Raw genomic sequence first — 17926 nt, forward strand, 5'->3', positions numbered from 1 at the left:
GATGCCCTCCCCCACTCCCGAATTCGCTCGAGCGGGCGGTGCCCCCGTCGGTGCTCCCCTCGGCACTCCCACCAAGGTCACCCAGGGTTCCCAGACCAAGGGCGGCGTCGGCGAGTCCACGCTCCGCCCGGACGGCACCCTCAAGGTCACCGGCGAGTTCGCGTACTCGTCCGACGTGTGGCACGAGGACATGCTCTGGGGCCAGATCCTGCGCTCCACCGTCGCGCACGCCGAAATCGTGTCGATCGACACCAGCGAGGCGCTGAAGACCCCGGGCGTCTACGCCGTCATGACGTACGACGACCTGCCGACCGAGGTGAAGAACTACGGCCTGGAGATCCAGGACACCCCGGTCCTCGCGCACGGCAAGGTCCGCCACCACGGCGAGCCGGTCGCCATCGTCGCCGCCGACCACCCGGAGACCGCGCGCCGCGCCGCCGCCAAGATCAAGGTCGACTACCGCGAGCTGCCGGTCATCACCGACGAGGCCTCCGCGACCGCGCCGGACGCGATCCTCATCCACGAGAACCGCGACGACCACCACATCGGCCACGTCCCGCACCCGAACATCGTCCACCGCCAGCCGATCGTCCGCGGCGACGTGGCGGCGGCCCGAGAGCGGGCGGACGTGATCGTCGAGGGCGAGTACACCTTCGGCATGCAGGACCAGGCCTTCCTCGGCCCCGAGTCCGGCCTCGCCGTGCCGGAGGAGGACGGCGGCGTCCACCTCTACATCGCCACCCAGTGGCTCCACTCCGACCTGCGCCAGATCGCGCCCGTCCTCGGCCTGCCCGAGGACAAGGTCCGCATGACGCTCTCCGGCGTCGGCGGCGCCTTCGGCGGCCGCGAGGACCTGTCGATGCAGATCCACGCCTGTCTGCTGGCGCTGCGCACCGGCAAGCCCGTCAAGATCGTCTACAACCGTTTCGAGTCCTTCTTCGGGCATGTCCACCGGCACCCCGCCACGCTCCACTACGAGCACGGCGCCACGAAGGACGGCAAGCTCACCCACCTGAAGTGCCGGATCGTCCTGGACGGCGGCGCCTACGCCTCCGCCTCCCCGGCCGTCGTCGGCAACGCCTCGTCCCTGTCGGTCGGCCCGTACGTCGTCGACGACGTCGACATCGAGGCCATCGCCCTCTACACCAACAACCCGCCCTGCGGCGCGATGCGCGGCTTCGGCGCGGTCCAGGCCTGCTTCGCCTACGAGGCGCAGATGGACAAGCTGGCGAAGAAGCTGGGCATGGACCCGGTGGAGTTCCGGCAGCTGAACGCCATGGAGCAGGGCACGATCATGCCGACCGGCCAGCCGGTCGACTCCCCGGCCCCGGTCGCCGAACTCCTGCGCCGCGTCAAGGCGATGCCGCTCCCGCCGGAGCGCCAGTGGGAGTCCAGCGAGGGCGCGGACGTACGGCAGCTGCCCGGCGGTCTGTCCAACACCACCCACGGCGAAGGCGTCGTGCGCGGAATCGGTTACGCGGTCGGCATCAAGAACGTCGGCTTCTCCGAGGGCTTCGACGACTACTCGACGGCCAAGGTGCGCATGGAGGTCGTGGGCGGCGAGCCCGTCGCCACCGTGCACACCGCGATGGCGGAGGTCGGCCAGGGCGGCGTCACCGTCCACGCGCAGATCGCCCGCACCGAGCTCGGCGTCGCGCAGGTGACCATCCACCCGGCCGACACACAGGTGGGCAGCGCCGGTTCGACATCGGCCTCCCGGCAGACGTACGTCACCGGTGGCGCCGTCAAGAACGCCTGCGAACTCGTCCGCGAGCGGGTGCTGGAGATCGGGCGCCGCAAGTTCGGTACGTACCACCCGGCCTGGGCCACCGCCGAGCTGCTCCTGGAGGGCGGCAAGGTCGTCACCGACGGCGGCGAGGTCCTCGCCGACCTGGCGGACGTCCTGGAGGGCGAGGCGGTCGAGCTGGAGGAGGAGTGGCGGCACCGGCCGACCGAGGCCTTCGACCTGCGCACCGGTCAGGGCAACGGCCACGTCCAGTACTCCTTCGCCGCGCACCGCGCCGTCGTCGAGGTCGACACCGAGCTCGGCCTGGTCAAGGTCATCGAGCTGGCCTGCGCCCAGGACGTCGGCAAGGCGCTCAACCCGCTCTCCGTCGTCGGCCAGATCCAGGGCGGCACGACCCAGGGCCTGGGTGTCGCGGTGATGGAGGAGATCATCGTCGACCCGAAGACGGCGAAGGTCAGGAATCCCTCCTTCACCGACTACCTGATCCCCACGATCCTCGACACGCCGACCATCCCCGTCGACGTGCTCGAACTCGCCGACGACCACGCCCCGTACGGGCTCCGTGGCGTCGGCGAGGCGCCCACGCTGTCGTCGACTCCGGCCGTCCTCGCGGCGATCCGGGAGGCGACCGGGCTGGAGCTCAACCGCACGCCGGTCCGCCCGGAGCACCTCACCGGAACGGCGTAGCACAGTCCCTCCGGGCGGCACCGGGAACGTCACACTTCGCCGCGCCGCCCGGAGTACTCAGATCGTTCGTCTCGGGCCGTCCCCCGGGTCGTGCGGCCGAAGCACCTTCCCAAATCCCGTAGCAGTCGAGGTGACTGACACGGGTGCCCCTGTGAACCTTGGGAGTAGGCCCACATGACCCAGCAGTCACTGGAGCCGCGGACCACCGCCGACGACGCGGGTGCAGGAACCCGTGTCCCGGCCGGCAGGTCCTGGCTCGACCGGTACTTCCACATATCCAAGCGAGGATCGACGGTCGCGCGCGAAGTGCGCGGCGGCGTCACCACCTTCATGGCGATGGCGTACATCCTCCTTCTCAACCCCCTGATCCTGTCCGGCAAGGACGCGGCGGGGGACACGCTCGGCCAGAAGGCCCTCATCACGGCGACCGCCTTCGCCGCGGCCTTCACCACGCTGCTGATGGGTTTCGTCGGCAGGGTTCCGCTCGCCCTCGCCGCCGGCCTCTCCGTCTCCGGCGTGCTGTCCTCGCAGGTCGCCCCGCAGATGACCTGGCCGCAGGCCATGGGCATGTGCGTGATGTACGGCGTGGTCATCATGCTGCTGGTCGTCACCGGCCTGCGCGAGCTGATCATGAACGCGATTCCGCTCGCGCTCAAGCACGGCATCACGATGGGCATCGGTCTCTTCATCGCGCTCATCGGTTTCTACAAGTCCGGCTTCGTACACCAGGGCAAGGCCACCCCGGTCACCCTCGGCCCGGCGGGTGAACTCGCCGGCTGGCCGGTGCTGTTGTTCGCCGGCACTCTTCTCCTGATCTTCATGCTGCAGGCCCGGGGCATCCCCGGCGCGATCCTGATCGGAATCATCAGCGGAACCGTTGTCGCGGCGATTCTCAACACCGCCGGTGTCATCGACCCCCAGGAGTGGGCCAACGGTGCCCCCGAACTGCACGGCAGCGCGGTCTCGATGCCCGACTTCTCGCTCATGGGTCAGGTCGAGTTCGGCGGCTGGGGCAAGGTCGGCGCCATGACCGTCGGCATGATCGTCTTCACGCTGGTGCTCGCCGGGTTCTTCGACGCGATGGCCACCATCATCGGCGTGGGCACCGAGGCCGAGCTGGCCGACGACAAGGGCCGGATGCCGGGCCTGTCCAAGGCGCTGTTCATCGACGGCGCAGGCGGTGCGATCGGCGGTGTGGCGGGCGGTTCCGGCCAGACCGTCTTCATCGAGTCGGCGACCGGCGTCGGCGAGGGCGCCCGTACCGGACTCGCCTCGGTCGTCACCGGCCTCTTCTTCGCGGCCTGTCTCTTCTTCACTCCGCTGACGGCGATCGTGCCGCAGGAGGTCGCTTCCGCCGCCCTGGTGGTCATCGGCGCGATGATGCTGATGAACGCCCGGCACGTGGACTGGGCCGACCGCGCGACCGCGATCCCGGTCTTCCTGACCGTCGTCCTGATGCCCTTCACGTACACCATCACCACGGGTGTCGCGGCCGGTGTCATCTCCTACGTCGCCATCAAGGCCGCCCAGGGCAAGGCGCGTGAGATCGGCGCCTTCATGTGGGGCCTGACGGTGATCTTCCTGATCTACTTCGCGCTCCACCCCGTCGAGAGCTGGCTGGGCGTTCACTAGCCACTGCCGTATCCAACCGCTGTAAGGAGACCGAGAGATGCTGGACATCGCCGAGGAGCTGAACCGGTGGGTCGAGCAGGGACGCGACTTCGCCGTGGCCACCGTGGTGGCCGTCGGCGGCAGCGCCCCGCGCCAGCCGGGCGCCGCCCTCGCGGTGGACGCCGACGGCACGGCGATCGGCTCGGTCTCCGGCGGCTGTGTGGAGGGCGCCGTGTACGAGCTGTGCCGACAGGCGCTGGAGGACGGCGAAACGGTTCTTGAGCGTTTCGGCTACAGCGACGAGGACGCCTTCGCCGTCGGCCTCACCTGCGGCGGCGTCATCGACATCCTCGTCACTCCGGTGCGGGCCGGCGACCCCGCCCGCCCGGTGCTCGCGTCCGCGCTGAACGCCGCCGCCCAGGGGGAGGCGGCGGCGGTCGCGCGGATCGTGTCGGGACCGGCCGCACTGATGGGCCGGGCCCTCCTGGTCAGCGCCGAGGGCTCCTACGACGGCGGCTTCGGCGCCCACCCGGAACTGGACCGCACGGTCGCCGCCGAGGCGTCCGCCTTCCTGGACGCCGGGCGCACCGGCACCCTGGAGATCGGAGAGCGGGGCTCTCGCTGCGGAGCACCGCTGACGGTCCTGGTCGAGTCCTCCGTCCCTCCGCCCCGGATGATCGTCTTCGGCGCGATCGACTTCGCATCGGCCCTGGTCCGGATCGGCACGTTCCTGGGCTACCGCGTCACGGTGTGCGACGCGCGGCCCGTCTTCGCGACGAAGACCCGTTTCCCGGAGGCCGACGAGATCGTCGTCGACTGGCCCCACACGTACCTGGAGCGCACGCGGGTCGACGGCCGGACCGTCCTCTGCGTCCTCACCCACGACGCCAAGTTCGACGTGCCCCTGCTCCAGCTCGCGCTGCGCCTCCCGGTCGCCTACGTCGGCGCCATGGGCTCCCGCCGCACCCACCTCGACCGCAACGAGCGCCTGCGCGAAGTCGGCGTCACCGAACTGGAGTTGGCCCGTCTGCGTTCCCCGATCGGCCTCGACCTCGGCGCCCGTACCCCCGAGGAGACGGCCCTCTCCATCGCCTCCGAGATCGTCGCCAACCGTCGCGGCGGCAGCGGGGTTTCGCTGACCGGCGCGCACACCCCGATCCACCACGACGTGACGTCGGTGCCCGCGAGGGGCATCGGCTCGGTGGCCTGAGAGGTGCGACGGTCAGCCCGAGGCCTTGGTCGCGGCCGGCGTCGGCATCACGGTCGCAGGGCTCGACGTCTTCTTGGGCGCGGTCGAACCCGACGACGACGTGGACGTGGCCGAGTCCGACGCCGCCACGACCGTCGGGCGGTCCGGGCGCACCGAGAACGCCGTGTCGCCCGCGACGGCCACGATCGCGTCCTTGACCTGGAGCACGTAGGGCACGGTCTCCGAGGCGGAGTCGCCCGGATCGGAGATCGCGGCCGTACGCCAACGCACCGCCCCCGTCGTCCGGTTGAGCGCCAGCAGACGGCCGTACTCGTTCGACAGGTACAGCGTGTTGTACTTCGCGGACAGTACCGGCGTCGACAGGTTCTCGACGTCGGTCGTGCGCTGCCACAGCTGTGCGCCGTCGGTTCCGCGTACGGCGACGACCGTGCCGTTGGGCCGGACGAAGTAGACGACCCCGTCGAGCAGGGTGGCCGTGCCGCGCGCCCCGGCCCGCAGGGGCAGCCGCTGGACCCTGCCGGTGCCCGGATCGAGGAGGAACAGCGCCGAGTACGGCCGGTCGCCGTCGGGGGTCGACTGGTACTGCTTCGCGTTCGGTGCCACGAGCAGCGGTCGCCCGCCGACCACGCCCAACGGCTGGGTGAACACGGGCAGTTGTACGATCTCCTTCGCGGTGCCGGCGGCCGGGTCGAGGCGCACGAGGCTCTCGTTACCCGTGGTCGGGTCGTCGGCGTCCGAACACAGGCCGTACGGGGCACCGTTGAACACGACCGGCGTGCAGGAAGTCCCGGACGACGACTTCGCCGGTGCGGTCCACAGCTGTCGGCCCGTCTCGTCGTAGGCGACGAACTCGGTCTTGTCGTTGTTCAGCGTCAGGATTCCCTTGCCGAACAGCAGGGCCGGCTCGTCCTCGGCGACCGGACGGGCCCACAGTTCGGTGCCGGTGGCCGCGTTCAGGGCGACCAGGCGGCGGGCGACGTAGGTCTCGGTCGAGTCCGGCTTGCGGTAGGCGTAGACGCGGCCGTCCCGGACGCCGATGGGGCGGGAGGTCTCCGGGCTGGTGCCCCGGCGCCATACGACGCGGCCGGACGAGGCGTCGAGCCGGGCCACCGTGAAACCGGTTCCGGCGCAGTACACGGCGGTCGAGCCGCCCGGTACACAGCCGGACTCCAGGTAGTCCAATGGATCGTCCTGCTTCGCGGTGCGCAGGCTCGCCCGCCAGGGCTTCCAGCCGGCGGGCAGGCCGGGGACGGGGGCGCCGGTCGCGCTCGCGTGGGGGGAGGGAGAGGCCTCGGACGGGGTCGCGCTGGATATGTAGTGCAGCGTCGTGAGGCCGCCGACACAGACGGCCAGTGCCGTACCGATGCCGATGAGGATCCGCCGTCCCCGGCGACCGCTGCCGCCGCCGGGCCCGCGCCTCGAGGGCGTGACGGTCCGGTCCGGCGGGCCCGGACGAGGCATCCGCGACCGGCTCCTGCCACCACCCACGAGGTCCGGCACGGTGTGGGCGCTCGCGTACTCCGGCACGGCGAAGGTGCCGGCGTCGTCCGGCAGCCTCCGCAACAGCTCGTGCAGCTCGTCCAGGTGGGGACGTGCCTCCGGGTCCTTGTCGAGGCAGCGCGCGGCGATGCCGCGCAACGGCTCCGCCACCCCGTCCAGCTTCGGCTCCTCGTACATGACCTGATAGCCCGTCATATACGGGCTGCCGCCGTCGAAGGGCCGGTTCCCGGTCGCCGCGTACACCAGCAGCGAGCCCAGCGAGAACACGTCCGAGGCGCCGGTCACGTCCTTCGGCGCCGCGAACTGCTCCGGGGACATGAAGGGCGGGGTGCCGATCAGCCGGCCGGTGACGGTGAGGTCCTCGTTGTCGGCGGCGCGTGAGATGCCGAAGTCGATGACGCGTGGTCCGTCCTCGGCCATCAGGACGTTGCTCGGCTTCAGGTCCCGGTGGACCATGCCGACCCGGTGGATGTCCCGCAGCGCCTCGACGAGCCCCAGCGCCAGCGTGCGCAACGCCCGCCCGCCGAGCGGCCCTTCCTCGACCACCAGGGCGGCCAGCGTCCGCCCCGGCACGTACAACGTTGCCATCCACGGCTGCTCGGCATCCGGATCGGCGTCCACCACCGGCGCGGTGAAGGCCCCGCTCACCCGCCGTGCCGCCGCGACCTCCTGCCGGAAACGCGCCCGGAACTCCTCGTCCAGCGCGTACTGCGCGTGCACGACCTTGATCGCGACCTGCCGACCCGAGGCGGACAGCCCGAGGTGTACGACCCCCATGCCGCCGCTGCCGAGCCGGTCGAGCAGCTTGTAGCCGCCTATGGACTCGGCATCCCCGGAGCTCAGCGACATGCGCCGGTCACCTTTCCCCCATGGCTCTGCGTGGACGAAGCGTTCAAGGACATCACCCTAGCCCGCGGCCGTCACTCCATCCTCAGCAGCCGGTTCACCGCCCGCCCGAACACGAACCGCGCCGCCCGCTCCAGCACCGGATCGAACACCCCGGGCAGCCACCGGACCCCCAGCTCCTCCCGCCACACCACCCGGCTCCGGCCGCCCGGCCCCGGCCGTACCTCGATCTCCGCCCAGCCCTGTACCACCCGCCCCCGCTTCTCCAGTCGGCACATGCCGGGCTCGTCGTCCGTCGGCGGACGCCAGACAGTGACCTCCATCCGGTCGTCGAAGGAGAGCGGACCGAGCCCCGAGCGGGCGACGACGACCGTGCCCTCGCCGGTGGGCGGGGGCGTGACCACGGCGACCCGGGTGAGCGGGACCACCTCGCCGTGGCGGGGCCACTCGGTGAGGCGGCGCCAGGCCTCGGCCAGGGTGAGTGGCGCCGTGCGTTCGAGGAGGAAGTTGACCACGTAACGAATCGTAGGGAATCCGGGCTGCTCAGAGCGGTGTTCATGTAGCCGTCACGCACTTGGCCCAACAGTGTAATCGCCGGAAGGCGTAGCCAGAACGGTGGTACGGAGCGCCGCCGGACCGATGGTCGCATAAGCCGCATCTCGCTACCATTCAGCCCATGGGCGGGCAAACCGCCTGCCCACGGGGGAAGTTGGACGTCATGCCACTCAAGGTCTACGGCGTGCTGATCGCGCGCGCGGTCGACACCCGGCGCGAGGGCGCCACCGACACACCGCACTACCAGATCCACCTCACGGACGACGCCGGCACCGACTACCGCGCCGCTGTGAACGTCCTCTCCCAGGAGCGGCCCTCCGAACGCTCTATCGTCGACGAGGACTTCCGGAACCCGGTCACGGACCGTCTGGACGGCCGGCCGAGCGGCTGGACCGCCCTGCCGCCCGGAGCCGACGGCCCGAACCTCGACTTCGTGCGCGGCAAGCTCTTCGGCCCGGCGCGGCTGCGCACCCTGCCACCGGACCGCTCCGGCCCCGACAACGACCTGGCCGACCTCCTAGACCACTCCGTACGGCGGGCGGTGAGCCAGTCCTGGCACACGGACGACATCACCGGACACACGAAGGGGCCCGGCGGTACGTGAAGAGAGGTACGTGAGGAGCGGTGGGTGAAGAGCGATAGGTGAAGACACCTACCGCATCCGCACACCCGTACGGCACCATGAGCGCGACCCGCACTACCGCCGGCCGGAGGGCGTCTCATGGACCGTCAACTGCACGGCAGACTCGACGAGTTGCAGCGCGATCCGTACCCGCACTACGCACGGGCCCGAGCCGCCGACGGCCTGACCCATGTCGCCGAGCTCGACGCCTGGCTGGTCGCCCGCGACGCCGACGTACGCGAAGTCCTGCGCCGGCCCGAGGACTTCTCGTCGGCGAACGCCCTCATCCCCGACGTCATGCCGTCACCCGCCGCGCTCGCCGTCCTGGGCGGCGGGTTCGGCGGGCGCCCTGTGGTCGTCACCTCCGACGGCTCCCACCACGAGCGGCTGCGCGCGCCGATCGTGCGCGGGCTCTCGCCGGCGCGGGTGGCGGCCGTCCTGCCGTACGCTGCCGAGCGGGCCGCCGCCCTGGTCGACGGGTTCGTGAAGGACGGGCACGTCGAGCTGATGTCGGCGTACGCCCGCAGGCTCCCCGGCGACGTCATCGGCCGTATCGCCGGTCTCGACCCGGCCGACGTGCCGGTCGTCGTGCACGGCGGCCACCGCGCCGAGGAGCTGCTCTTCCGCCCGCTGGAGGAGGCCGAGCAGATCGCCGCGGCCGAGGACGCGGTCGCGATGCAGCTCGTCCTGGAACGGTACGCCCGCGAGCGGTACGCCGACCCCCGCGACGACCTGTGCACGGAACTCATCAACTCGGTCGTCACCGAAGGTGAGTTGAACCTGGACCACCGTCACGAACTCGTCGCCCACCTCCAGAACCTGTTCATCGCCGGTCATCTGACCACCACCGCCCTGATCGGCACGACCGTCCTGCACCTCCTCCGGCACCCGCACCAGTGGGAGCTGCTCTGCGCCGAGCCCGACCGGATTCCCGCCGCCGTCGAGGAGGCCGCCCGCTACGACGGCGCCCTGCAGGGCTTCCGCCGGGTCACCACCCGTCCCCTCACCCTGGCCGGCACCGAACTCCCGGCCGGGGCAACGCTGTTCGTGGCCTTCGGCGGCGCCAACCGGGACCCGGCCCGGCACCCGGCCCCCGACGAGTTCGACATCACCCGCCCGACACAACGCCACCTGGCCTTCGGCCTCGGTGTGCACGGCTGCCCCGGCTCCCAACTGGCCCGCGAACAACTACGGCTCACCCTGGAGGAGTTGACCCGCCGGCTCCCGGGCCTGCGGCTGGCGGAGGGCCGTCCGGTGGTCATGCGGCCGACGATGATCCACCGCTCACCGGAGGAACTCCACCTGACCTGGTGACCTGACCTTGGTGTGCGAGCGCTACGGCCGGTACACCTTCCCCGGCTCCGGCTTCCCCGGCGCGAGCAGTTGCGGCACGGTGACGAACACGTACCCGCGCTCCTTGAGCGCGTCGATGATGCCCGGCACCGCCGGCACGGTGCCCTTGTAGATGTCGTGCAGCAGGATGATCCCGTCCCGGGAGGCCTGGGCGAGGACGCGCCGGGTGATGAGGTCGGAGTCGGTGGTCGTGCAGTCCTTGGCGGTCACACTCCACAGCACCTCGGACATGCCCAGCTCCTGGCAGATCTTCTGCACGGTGGCGTCCGTACGGCCCTGGGGCGGGCGCATGAGGGTGGGGCGGTGTCCGATCAGGCGCTCTATCGCCTCGTTCGGGCGCTCCAGCTCCTCGCGTATCTGCTCGGGTCCTATTCGGGTCAGGATCTTGTGGTCCCAGGTGTGGCCGGCCACCTCGTGCCCCTCGGCGGCCATCCGCTCGACGAGCTCCGGGTACTTCTCGATGTGCCGTCTGCCGAGGAGGAAGAAGGTCGCCGGGACGTGCTTCTCCTTCAGGATGTCGAGCAGCCGCGCCGAGTTCTCGCTGGGCCCCGCGTCGAAGGTCAGCGCGGTGCACTTGGCCTCACGGCAGTCGACGGTCCCGAACCGCGCCTGCGCCGAGACATGGGAGCGTGCGGCGCTGGGCGCGGTGGTGTCGACCTTGGCGCACCCCGTCAGCGCCAGGGAGGCGGCCGCCACGATTACGCCGGCGGCGCGCAACCCTGACGCCCTTTTCTTCATCTTGCCGGTCAGAGAAGGCATGCCGGGACTATGCGCAGCGGCTATACACTGCGTGTATAGCGCTTTGGTCTGCGGCCGTCCGCCGCGGCCGCGCTCATCGCGGCTTTACACCCCTTTGGCCCTCCGTCGGGGTGGCCTGACGGCTTCGAGCGGGGAACCTCGCTGTCATGGGTCATATGTCCGTCAACGACCGTGCCGCCGGCCTCGTCGAACCGCTCGGCTACCGCCTCAAGCGCCTGCTGCTCGGCCCGCCCCTGGCGACCGCGCGCATCCGCCACGAGAAGCTCGGCAACCGCACCGCCCTCGGCGTGCTGGCCTCCGACTGCATCAGCTCCTCGGCGTACGGCAGCGAGGAGATGCTGAGGGTGCTCGTCCCGGTCGTCGGGGTCGCCGCGTTCACGCTGCTGATGCCGGTCACCGGCGCCATCCTGTGCGTCCTCGTACTGCTGACACTGTGCTACAGCGACGTCGTCATGATCTACACCCGGGCCGGCGGCTCCTACGTCGTCGCCCGCGACAACCTCGGCCCCGACATCGCGCAGGTCGCGGCCGTCGCGCTGCTCGTCGACTACGTCGTCACGGTCGCCGTCCAGGTGTCGGCCGGCACCAACGCGATCATCTCCCTCGCGCATCTGGTCGGCGGCGGCTGGACCGGCCTCGACCACCTCCAACTCCCGTTCAGCGTAGTGGTGGTGGTGTTCCTGGCATACGGGAATCTGCGCGGGCTGCGCGAAGCGGGCCGGATGTTCGCGGCGCCCGCGTACCTGTTCATGGTCTCGGTCGGACTGGTCCTCGTCATCGGCCTCGCCCGCTGGGCGTTCGACGACCTGCCGCACGCCGACGTGCACGCCGCCGGGGCCGTCCCGCTCGGCACACAGGGCAGTGGCTGGCTCTACGGCGCCTCCCTCTTCATGGTGCTGCGCGCCTTCGCCAACGGCGGCTCCTCGCTCACCGGTCTGGAAGCGATCTCCAACGGCATCTCGGTCTTCCGCGAACCCCAGGGCCGCAACGCCCGCCGCACGCTCATCACCATGAGCTGCGTCCTCGGCGTCCTGGTCCTCGGCGTCTCCGGGCTCGCCCACCTCACCCACGCGATCCCGTACCGCGACGGCACCCCGACCGTGCTCGCCCAGGAGGCCGACCTGGTCTTCGGCCACTCGTGGGCGGGCACGGCCGGGCTGACCGTGGTCCAGCTGGCCACCGCGCTGATCCTCTACACCGGCGCCAACACACCCTTCACCGGCTTCCCGTACCTGGCCAGCTTCGTGGCCGAAGACCGCTTCCTGCCACGGCAGTTGACCCGGCGCGGCCACCGCCTCTCGTTCTCCAACGGCATCATCACCCTCTCCGTGGTGGCCCTCGCCCTGCTCCTGGTCACCGACGCCAACGTGGACCGGCTGGTCGCGCTGTACGCCATCGGCGTGTTCACCGCGTTCTCCATGGCGGGCGCCGGTCTGACGACCTATCACCTACGACGCCGGGAGCCCGGCCGGGCCTGGAAGATCGTCGTGAACGCCTCGGCCGCGGTCGTCTCGGCGGCCGTCGTGCTGATCTTCGCCGTCACCAAGTTCACCGAGGGCGCCTGGCTCGTCGTCGTGGTCTTCCCGCTCGGCGTGTGGGCGCTGATCCGCATCAACCGCGAGTACCGGGCCGAGACCGCCGCGCTCCAGAACCTGCCGCCCGCCCAGGAGAGCGATCGCGCGCGCTGGCGCCGGCACATCGTCCTGGTCCTCGTCGACGTCTTCGACCCGGCCGTGTTCCAGGCCCTGCGGTACGCGCACGAACTACGGCCCGACGAGGTACGGGCCGTGCACGTCGCCGTAGACGCCCCGCGCGCCCAACGTCTCACCGCCCTCTGGCAGGCGACGGACGCGACCGACGTCCACCTGGAGCTCGTCGACTGTCCGGACCGCCGCCTCGTCCGCGCCCTGACCGAACTGGCCTCCGCGACCACGGCCGACGGGGACACCGCCCTCACCCTGCTCCTCCCGCACCGCGCCTACCCCAGCCTGCTCGGCCGCCTCCTGCACCGCGGCACCGCCGAGCGGCTCGCCCACGCCCTGGGCAACCTCCCCGCGGTGGCGGTCACCGTCCTGCCGTACGCCGTCGGGACCGGCCGGCCCGGCTGACGGCGCCCGGCCGGGTCACCTCCTCCGGCGAGGGCGGGGCGGAGTCCGAGCAGGCGGTGCGGGCGGCGCTCAGCGTGTGATCTCGGCAGGCGGGGGTCCAGCACCCGGTTGGCCAGCTGCTGGTAGATGATCATCGTGCGGACCGACCGCTCGAAGTGGACCGCCTGACCCAACAGGAAGCCGTACAGCGGGTGCGGGCCATCGGTGACACCGTACGCCTGCTGCACCGGCGGCCGTCAGGCGGACCGCGCTGCGGTGAGGACCCACCCTGCCCGGTCGGCTCCACCGTCCTGTCCGCCGGCCCCGTTCCCCTGTGATACTGGTCGGATGCCGCCGACCGTGCCGCCATCGCCGCAGCCCCCGGTACCCGCCGAGCCCATCACCGCCGACGCGCCAGGGGTCATACGGCGCGCCCTGCTCACCCAGTCCTGGCTCGACCTCGCCTTCCTCCACTGGGCCGCCGACCCGGCCGACGTCGCCCCGCTCCTCCCGACCGGGACCGTGCCCGACATCCTGGACGGCGTCACCTATGTCGGCCTGGTCGCGTTCCGGATGCATCGCGTGGGCTGGCTGCACCTCCCCGGCGTCCCTTATCTGGGCACCTTCCCCGAGACCAATGTGCGCCTGTACTCGGTGGACGCGCACGGGCGGCGCGGAGTCGTGTTCCGCTCGCTCGACGCCTCGCGGCTGATCCCGGTCGCGGTGGGGCGGCTCGGTTTCCGGATCCCGTACATATGGGCGCGTATGGAGATCGAGAGGCGGGCCGACGCGGACGGCGAGACCGTCACCTACACGAGCTCCCGCCGCTGGCCCGGCCCGCGTGGCGCGAGCAGTCGTATCACCGTCCGCGTCGGCGAACGCATCTCGGAACCAACTGAGTTGGAGCACTTCCTGACCGCGCGCTGGGGCATGCACAGCGCGTTCTTCGGCCGGCAGATGTACCTGCCCAACGCCCATCCGCGCTGGCCTCTGCACCGGGCCGAGCTGGTGGAGTGCGAGGAGGAGCTGGTGGTCGCGGCGGGGCTGCCCAAGCCGTCCGGGGAGCCGGTGAGCGTCCTGTACTCGCCGGGCGTGCCGGTCCGCTTCGGCCGCCCCGCCCGCCCGGCGGGCATCCCGACCCCGTAGGTCTCCCTCCCGCTCGTCCGCCCCGTGCTCCGGCGTCGAGAAGTGATCCTCACTCCGGCCGGGAACCGGCTCCCGGTGAATCGACCACTCTGGCCGGGGAGTTGGGCCGGCGCGAGTCCGTCGACGACTTCCTCACCGCCCTCACCGCCACCCGCCCACCGACCCGGCTCTCCGCCTTCGCCGCCGAGTCGATCTCACGGGCGACCCCGTCCTGCACGACGCCGTCGCCGAGCGCCTGCCCTGGCTGCTCGCCTTCGGCGGGCGCCGGCCCCACGCCCGTCTCCATGGCGTCGCCATCCGGCACCGGGACGGCTTCTGGTTCGGTGCCGACCGGCTGTGGGGCGACGTCTTCCCGCACTGCTGGAGCGCCTGATGGCCGCGACCCGCCCGCGCCTGCCGCTCACCCTGCGCACGCCCGACACCGACCGCCCCGCCGACGCGATCCTGCGCGCCAACCTGTCCATTTTCCGCGAGGACTCCTCCGCGACCTGCGCTTTTGTGATGCCCTCGACGGTCGATGGCAGGGCCGGGCACCCGCCGACCCGCTCGCGAGCGACCAGGCCGGCCATCTCCATATGTGGATGAGGGCTCATGGATGATGCGCTTGATGCGTCCGCGGCGGACGATGGAGGTGCTGAGCGGACTCATTCCTAGGGGGCCGACATGGCTGTGGAAATCCCTCCCCTGGTGAAACCCTCCAGGCTCAGGCGCCGCGGAGGGCTGTGGGGTGAATGCCTGGCAGAGTTCCTGGGGACCTTCGTCCTCATCTCCTTCGGTTGCGGTGTGGTGGCGATGGCGGTCGCGGCACTGCCCGGATCCGGCCGTACGTCCGGGCCCACGACGATCTTCGTCGCGGCGGGCGACTGGCTGCTGATCACCTGGGGTTGGGCCATGGCGGTCGTCTTCGGCGTGTATGTCGCCGGCGGCGTCAGCGGGGCCCACATCAACCCCGCCGTGACCCTGGCGATGGCGGTGCGCCGGAAGTTCCCGTGGATCAAGGTCCTGCCGTACTGGGCGGCCCAACTGGTCGGGGCGTTCGCGGGCGCCGCGCTGGTCTTCGCCGTCTACCACGACGCGATCAACACCTTCGACAACGTGGCGAAGGGCCCGAAGACGAACGGCCATACGCTCGCCACGTTCTCCATCTTCGCCACCTTCCCCGCGCCGTACTTCCACGGCGGGATCTGGGGCCCGCTGATCGACCAGATCGTCGGCACCGCCTTCCTGGTGATGCTGGTCGTTGCTCTGATCGACCTGCGCAACACCGCCGTGAAGGCGAACCTGGGCCCGCTGCTGGTCGGCTTCGCGGTCGCGGCCATCGGCATGTCCTTCGGGGCGAACGCCGGGTACGCCATCAATCCCGCCCGCGACCTCGGCCCCCGTCTGTTCACCTGGGCGGCGGGCTGGCAGGACCTGGCGATGCCTGGCACCCTATCGGGTGCCTTCAGCAACTACTTCTGGATACCGATCGTCGGGCCGCTGGTCGGCGGGGTGATCGGAGTCCTGGTGTACGACCTGCTCATCGGCGACGTCCTGTACATCCGGGCCCTGGAGCACGAGCTGCCGGAGCCCGGCCGGACACGGCCGGTGACGACGACGGACGAGGAGTAGTCCTGCCCGGGCGGCCGACCCCGGCCGCCCGGTTCCCGGGTCAGGAGGCGGCCTCCGCCCGCGCCACCAGGTCCAGCGCGATGTCGGTGATCATGTCCTCCTGGCCGCCGACCATGCCCCGCCGGCCGACCTCGACGAGAATGCTCCGCGTGTCCAGGCCGTACCGCGCGGCGGCGGTCTCGGCGTGCCGCAGGAAGCTGGAGTACACGCCCGCGTAGCCGAGACTGAGCGTCTCGCGGTCCACCCGCACCTCGCGGTCCTGCAGCGGTTGTACGAGATCGTCGGCCGCGTCCATCAGCGGGAACAGGTCGCAGCCGTGCTTCCAGCCCATCAGGTCGGCGACCGCGACGAACGCCTCCAGCGGGCAGTTGCCCGCACCCGCGCCCTGCCCCGCGAGCGAGGCGTCGACACGTACGGCGCCGCCCTCGACGGCGACGACGGTGTTGGCCACGCCGAGGGCCAGGTTGTGGTGGGCGTGGATGCCCAACTCCGTTTCCGGGTCGAGGACTTCGCGGTAGGCGCGGAAGCGGTCGCGGACGCCGTCCATGGTGAGGCGGCCGCCGGAGTCGGTGACGTAGACGCAGTGGGCGCCGTACGACTCCATCAGCTTGGCCTGGCGGGCCAGTTCGGCCGGTTCGGCCAGGTGGGACATCATCAGGAACCCTGCGACATTCATGCCCAACTCCCGTGCGGCGGCGATGTGTTGCGCCGAGATGTCGGCCTCGGTGCAGTGGGTGGCGATGCGCACCGAGCGGATGCCCAGGGTGTGGGCCTGCCTGAGGTCGTGCAGGGTGCCGATGCCGGGCAGCAGCAGGGTGGTGGGCACCGCGTGGTGCGTGACGTCGGTGACGGCCTCGATCCACTCCCAGTCGGTGTGGGCGCCGACGCCGTAGTTGATGCTGGAGCCGGAGAGTCCGTCGCCGTGGGCGATCTCGATGGCGGCCACGCCGGCGGCGTCCAGGGCGGCGGCGATCGCGCGCGCCTGGTCGACGGTGTAGCGATGCCGGACGGCGTGCATGCCGTCCCGCAGGGTGACGTCCTGGATGTACAGAGCGGTCACTCGGCCGCCTCCTTGCTGTGGGCGGCCATGCGTTCCGCGGTGCGCAGCGCGGCCGAGGTCATGATGTCGAGGTTGCCGGCGTAGGCCGGGAGGTAGTGGGCGGCGCCCTCGACCTCCAGGAAGACGGACACCTTCAGGGCCTCGTCGGTGCCGGGGCCGAGGGTGCGCAGGGGATCGTCCGCGGCGACCTTCTCGTACTGCACCTTCTGCTTGAGCCGGTAGCCGGGGACGTACGCCTGCACACGCCCGACCATCTCCTCGATGGACGCCGTGACGGCCTCGGTGGCGCAGTCGGAGACCAGGCAGTGCACGGTGTCCCGCATGATCAGCGGGGGTTCGGCCGGGTTGAGGACGATGATCGCCTTGCCGCGGGCGGCGCCGCCGACCTGCTCGATGGCCGAGGAGGTGGTCTCGGTGAACTCGTTGCCTGGAAGAGGCGCGGTCGGCGCTGCCCCTTGCGGCTATCGGTCGAGGTCGGGCAGCGGGCGCCCGGCGACCTCGTGGGCGTCCTCCGCGGTCAGGCCCAGCATGCGCAGCACCATCTCGGCGAGGTTCGAGGCGGCCTCGTCACCGTCCAGGTCGGGGCGGGCGAAGCGCAGCTCCACCAGGGACAGCAGCGTGCCGCCCAGGGCGGAGAGGGCGACGACGGGGTCGAGGGCGGTGAAGCGGCCCAAGGCGATACCGACCTCCAGGTCGCGCAGGGCACGGGTGGCCAGACCGTTGTCCGAGTGGAGGTAGCCGAGCGCCTTCAGACGCAGGACCTGCATCAGCTCCGGGTGCGAGTCGGCCATGCGCGCGCTGAGCCGGAAGCCCGCCGCGACCAGTTCCGCCGGGTCGTCGATGCCTTCGAGGCGCTCGTCGAAGGTCTGGCCGAACTCCTCCAGCGCGTCGACCACCGCCGCCTCGAACAGCTCCGTCTTCGACTCGAAGTGGTTGTAGAAGGAGCCGAAACCGACGTCTGCGCGCTCCGCGATCGTCTGGATGCTGGCGCTCGTGTCGCCGCTCTCGGCGAGGATCTGCCGGGCCGCGCGCACCAGCGCCTGACGGGTCTCGGCACGGCGCCGCTCGAAGCGGTTGCGGGGCGGGGCTGACGAAGGCATGCGCGGAGTCTAGCCGCGCGAGGCGATACGGC

Annotated in this window: 15 protein-coding genes and 1 pseudogene; 9 read left to right on the forward strand and 7 right to left on the reverse strand. The window is 71.2% G+C overall.

Annotated elements, in window-relative coordinates; genetic code table 11:
- Position 1: 1 nt before the first annotated feature.
- From ACWC09_RS39555 to ACWC09_RS39565, 3 genes are all read left to right on the forward strand, one after another.
- Entirely contained in the window at positions 2-2434 is a 2433-nt protein-coding gene (locus tag ACWC09_RS39555) for a xanthine dehydrogenase family protein molybdopterin-binding subunit (RefSeq protein ID WP_450855893.1), read from the forward strand.
- Positions 2435-2608: 174 nt separating this feature from the next.
- On the forward strand, positions 2609-4066 hold the full coding sequence (locus tag ACWC09_RS39560; RefSeq protein WP_450855894.1) for an NCS2 family permease: 1458 nt from the start codon (positions 2609-2611) through the stop codon (positions 4064-4066).
- Positions 4067-4103: 37 nt separating this feature from the next.
- Positions 4104-5255 (forward strand): XdhC family protein, encoded by a 1152-nt coding sequence (locus tag ACWC09_RS39565; protein WP_450855895.1) that lies wholly within the window; start codon positions 4104-4106, stop codon positions 5253-5255.
- 12 nt (positions 5256-5267) lie between these two features.
- Here the strand turns inward: ACWC09_RS39565 and ACWC09_RS39570 are convergent, their stop codons facing one another.
- Together ACWC09_RS39570 and ACWC09_RS39575 are read right to left on the reverse strand one after the other, a co-directional pair.
- Positions 5268-7604 carry a protein kinase domain-containing protein gene (locus tag ACWC09_RS39570; RefSeq protein WP_450855896.1) on the reverse strand — a complete coding sequence of 779 codons (2337 nt, stop codon included), beginning with the start codon at positions 7602-7604 and terminating at the stop codon, positions 5268-5270.
- Between the two features lie 71 nt (positions 7605-7675).
- Positions 7676-8116, reverse strand: coding sequence for an SRPBCC family protein (locus ACWC09_RS39575; RefSeq protein WP_450855897.1), 441 nt, complete (start codon positions 8114-8116; stop codon positions 7676-7678).
- 161 nt (positions 8117-8277) lie between these two features.
- Between ACWC09_RS39575 and ACWC09_RS39580 the strand changes: the two genes are divergently transcribed.
- The gene (locus ACWC09_RS39580) at positions 8278-8760 is read left to right on the forward strand and encodes a DUF2278 family protein (protein WP_450855898.1); all 483 of its coding nucleotides are present in this window, start codon (positions 8278-8280) and stop codon (positions 8758-8760) included.
- A 117-nt stretch (positions 8761-8877) separates the two neighbouring features.
- Positions 8878-10092 carry a cytochrome P450 gene (locus ACWC09_RS39585; protein WP_450855899.1) on the forward strand — a complete coding sequence of 405 codons (1215 nt, stop codon included), beginning with the start codon at positions 8878-8880 and terminating at the stop codon, positions 10090-10092.
- Positions 10093-10113: 21 nt separating this feature from the next.
- On the opposite strand, the gene ACWC09_RS39590 is transcribed toward ACWC09_RS39585, so the two are convergent.
- Positions 10114-10869 (reverse strand): polysaccharide deacetylase family protein, encoded by a 756-nt coding sequence (locus ACWC09_RS39590; RefSeq protein WP_450855919.1) that lies wholly within the window; start codon positions 10867-10869, stop codon positions 10114-10116.
- 176 nt (positions 10870-11045) lie between these two features.
- Between ACWC09_RS39590 and ACWC09_RS39595 the strand changes: the two genes are divergently transcribed.
- Positions 11046-12998: an APC family permease gene (locus tag ACWC09_RS39595; RefSeq protein WP_450855900.1), complete on the forward strand. Its 1953-nt coding sequence runs from the start codon at positions 11046-11048 to the stop codon at positions 12996-12998.
- Positions 12999-13325: 327 nt separating this feature from the next.
- The gene (locus ACWC09_RS39600; protein ID WP_450855901.1) at positions 13326-14123 is read left to right on the forward strand and encodes a YqjF family protein; all 798 of its coding nucleotides are present in this window, start codon (positions 13326-13328) and stop codon (positions 14121-14123) included.
- Between the two features lie 49 nt (positions 14124-14172).
- Here the strand turns inward: ACWC09_RS39600 and ACWC09_RS39605 are convergent, their stop codons facing one another.
- Complete coding sequence (locus ACWC09_RS39605) at positions 14173-14427, reverse strand: hypothetical protein (RefSeq protein WP_450855902.1); 255 nt, start codon at positions 14425-14427, stop codon at positions 14173-14175.
- Positions 14428-14495: 68 nt separating this feature from the next.
- On the opposite strand from ACWC09_RS39605, the gene ACWC09_RS39610 reads away from it, so the two are divergent.
- Entirely contained in the window at positions 14496-14708 is a 213-nt protein-coding gene (locus ACWC09_RS39610; protein ID WP_450855903.1) for a hypothetical protein, read from the forward strand.
- Between the two features lie 78 nt (positions 14709-14786).
- The gene (locus ACWC09_RS39615) at positions 14787-15734 is read left to right on the forward strand and encodes an MIP/aquaporin family protein (protein ID WP_450855904.1); all 948 of its coding nucleotides are present in this window, start codon (positions 14787-14789) and stop codon (positions 15732-15734) included.
- A gap of 40 nt (positions 15735-15774) precedes the next feature.
- Here ACWC09_RS39615 and dmpG read toward each other — a convergent pair whose 3' ends face one another.
- From dmpG to ACWC09_RS39630, 3 genes and pseudogenes are all read right to left on the reverse strand, one after another.
- Complete coding sequence (dmpG, locus tag ACWC09_RS39620; protein WP_450855905.1) at positions 15775-16794, reverse strand: 4-hydroxy-2-oxovalerate aldolase; 1020 nt, start codon at positions 16792-16794, stop codon at positions 15775-15777.
- Positions 16791-17219, reverse strand: a pseudogene (locus ACWC09_RS39625) (acetaldehyde dehydrogenase (acetylating)); the annotation flags it as partial. The pseudogene ACWC09_RS39625 and the gene dmpG, both read right to left, overlap by 4 nt.
- A gap of 36 nt (positions 17220-17255) precedes the next feature.
- On the reverse strand, positions 17256-17894 hold the full coding sequence (locus ACWC09_RS39630) for a TetR/AcrR family transcriptional regulator (protein WP_450855906.1): 639 nt from the start codon (positions 17892-17894) through the stop codon (positions 17256-17258).
- Between the last annotated feature and the right edge of the window lie 32 nt (positions 17895-17926).

It is taken from the genome of Streptomyces sp. NPDC001617, assembly GCF_053596855.1.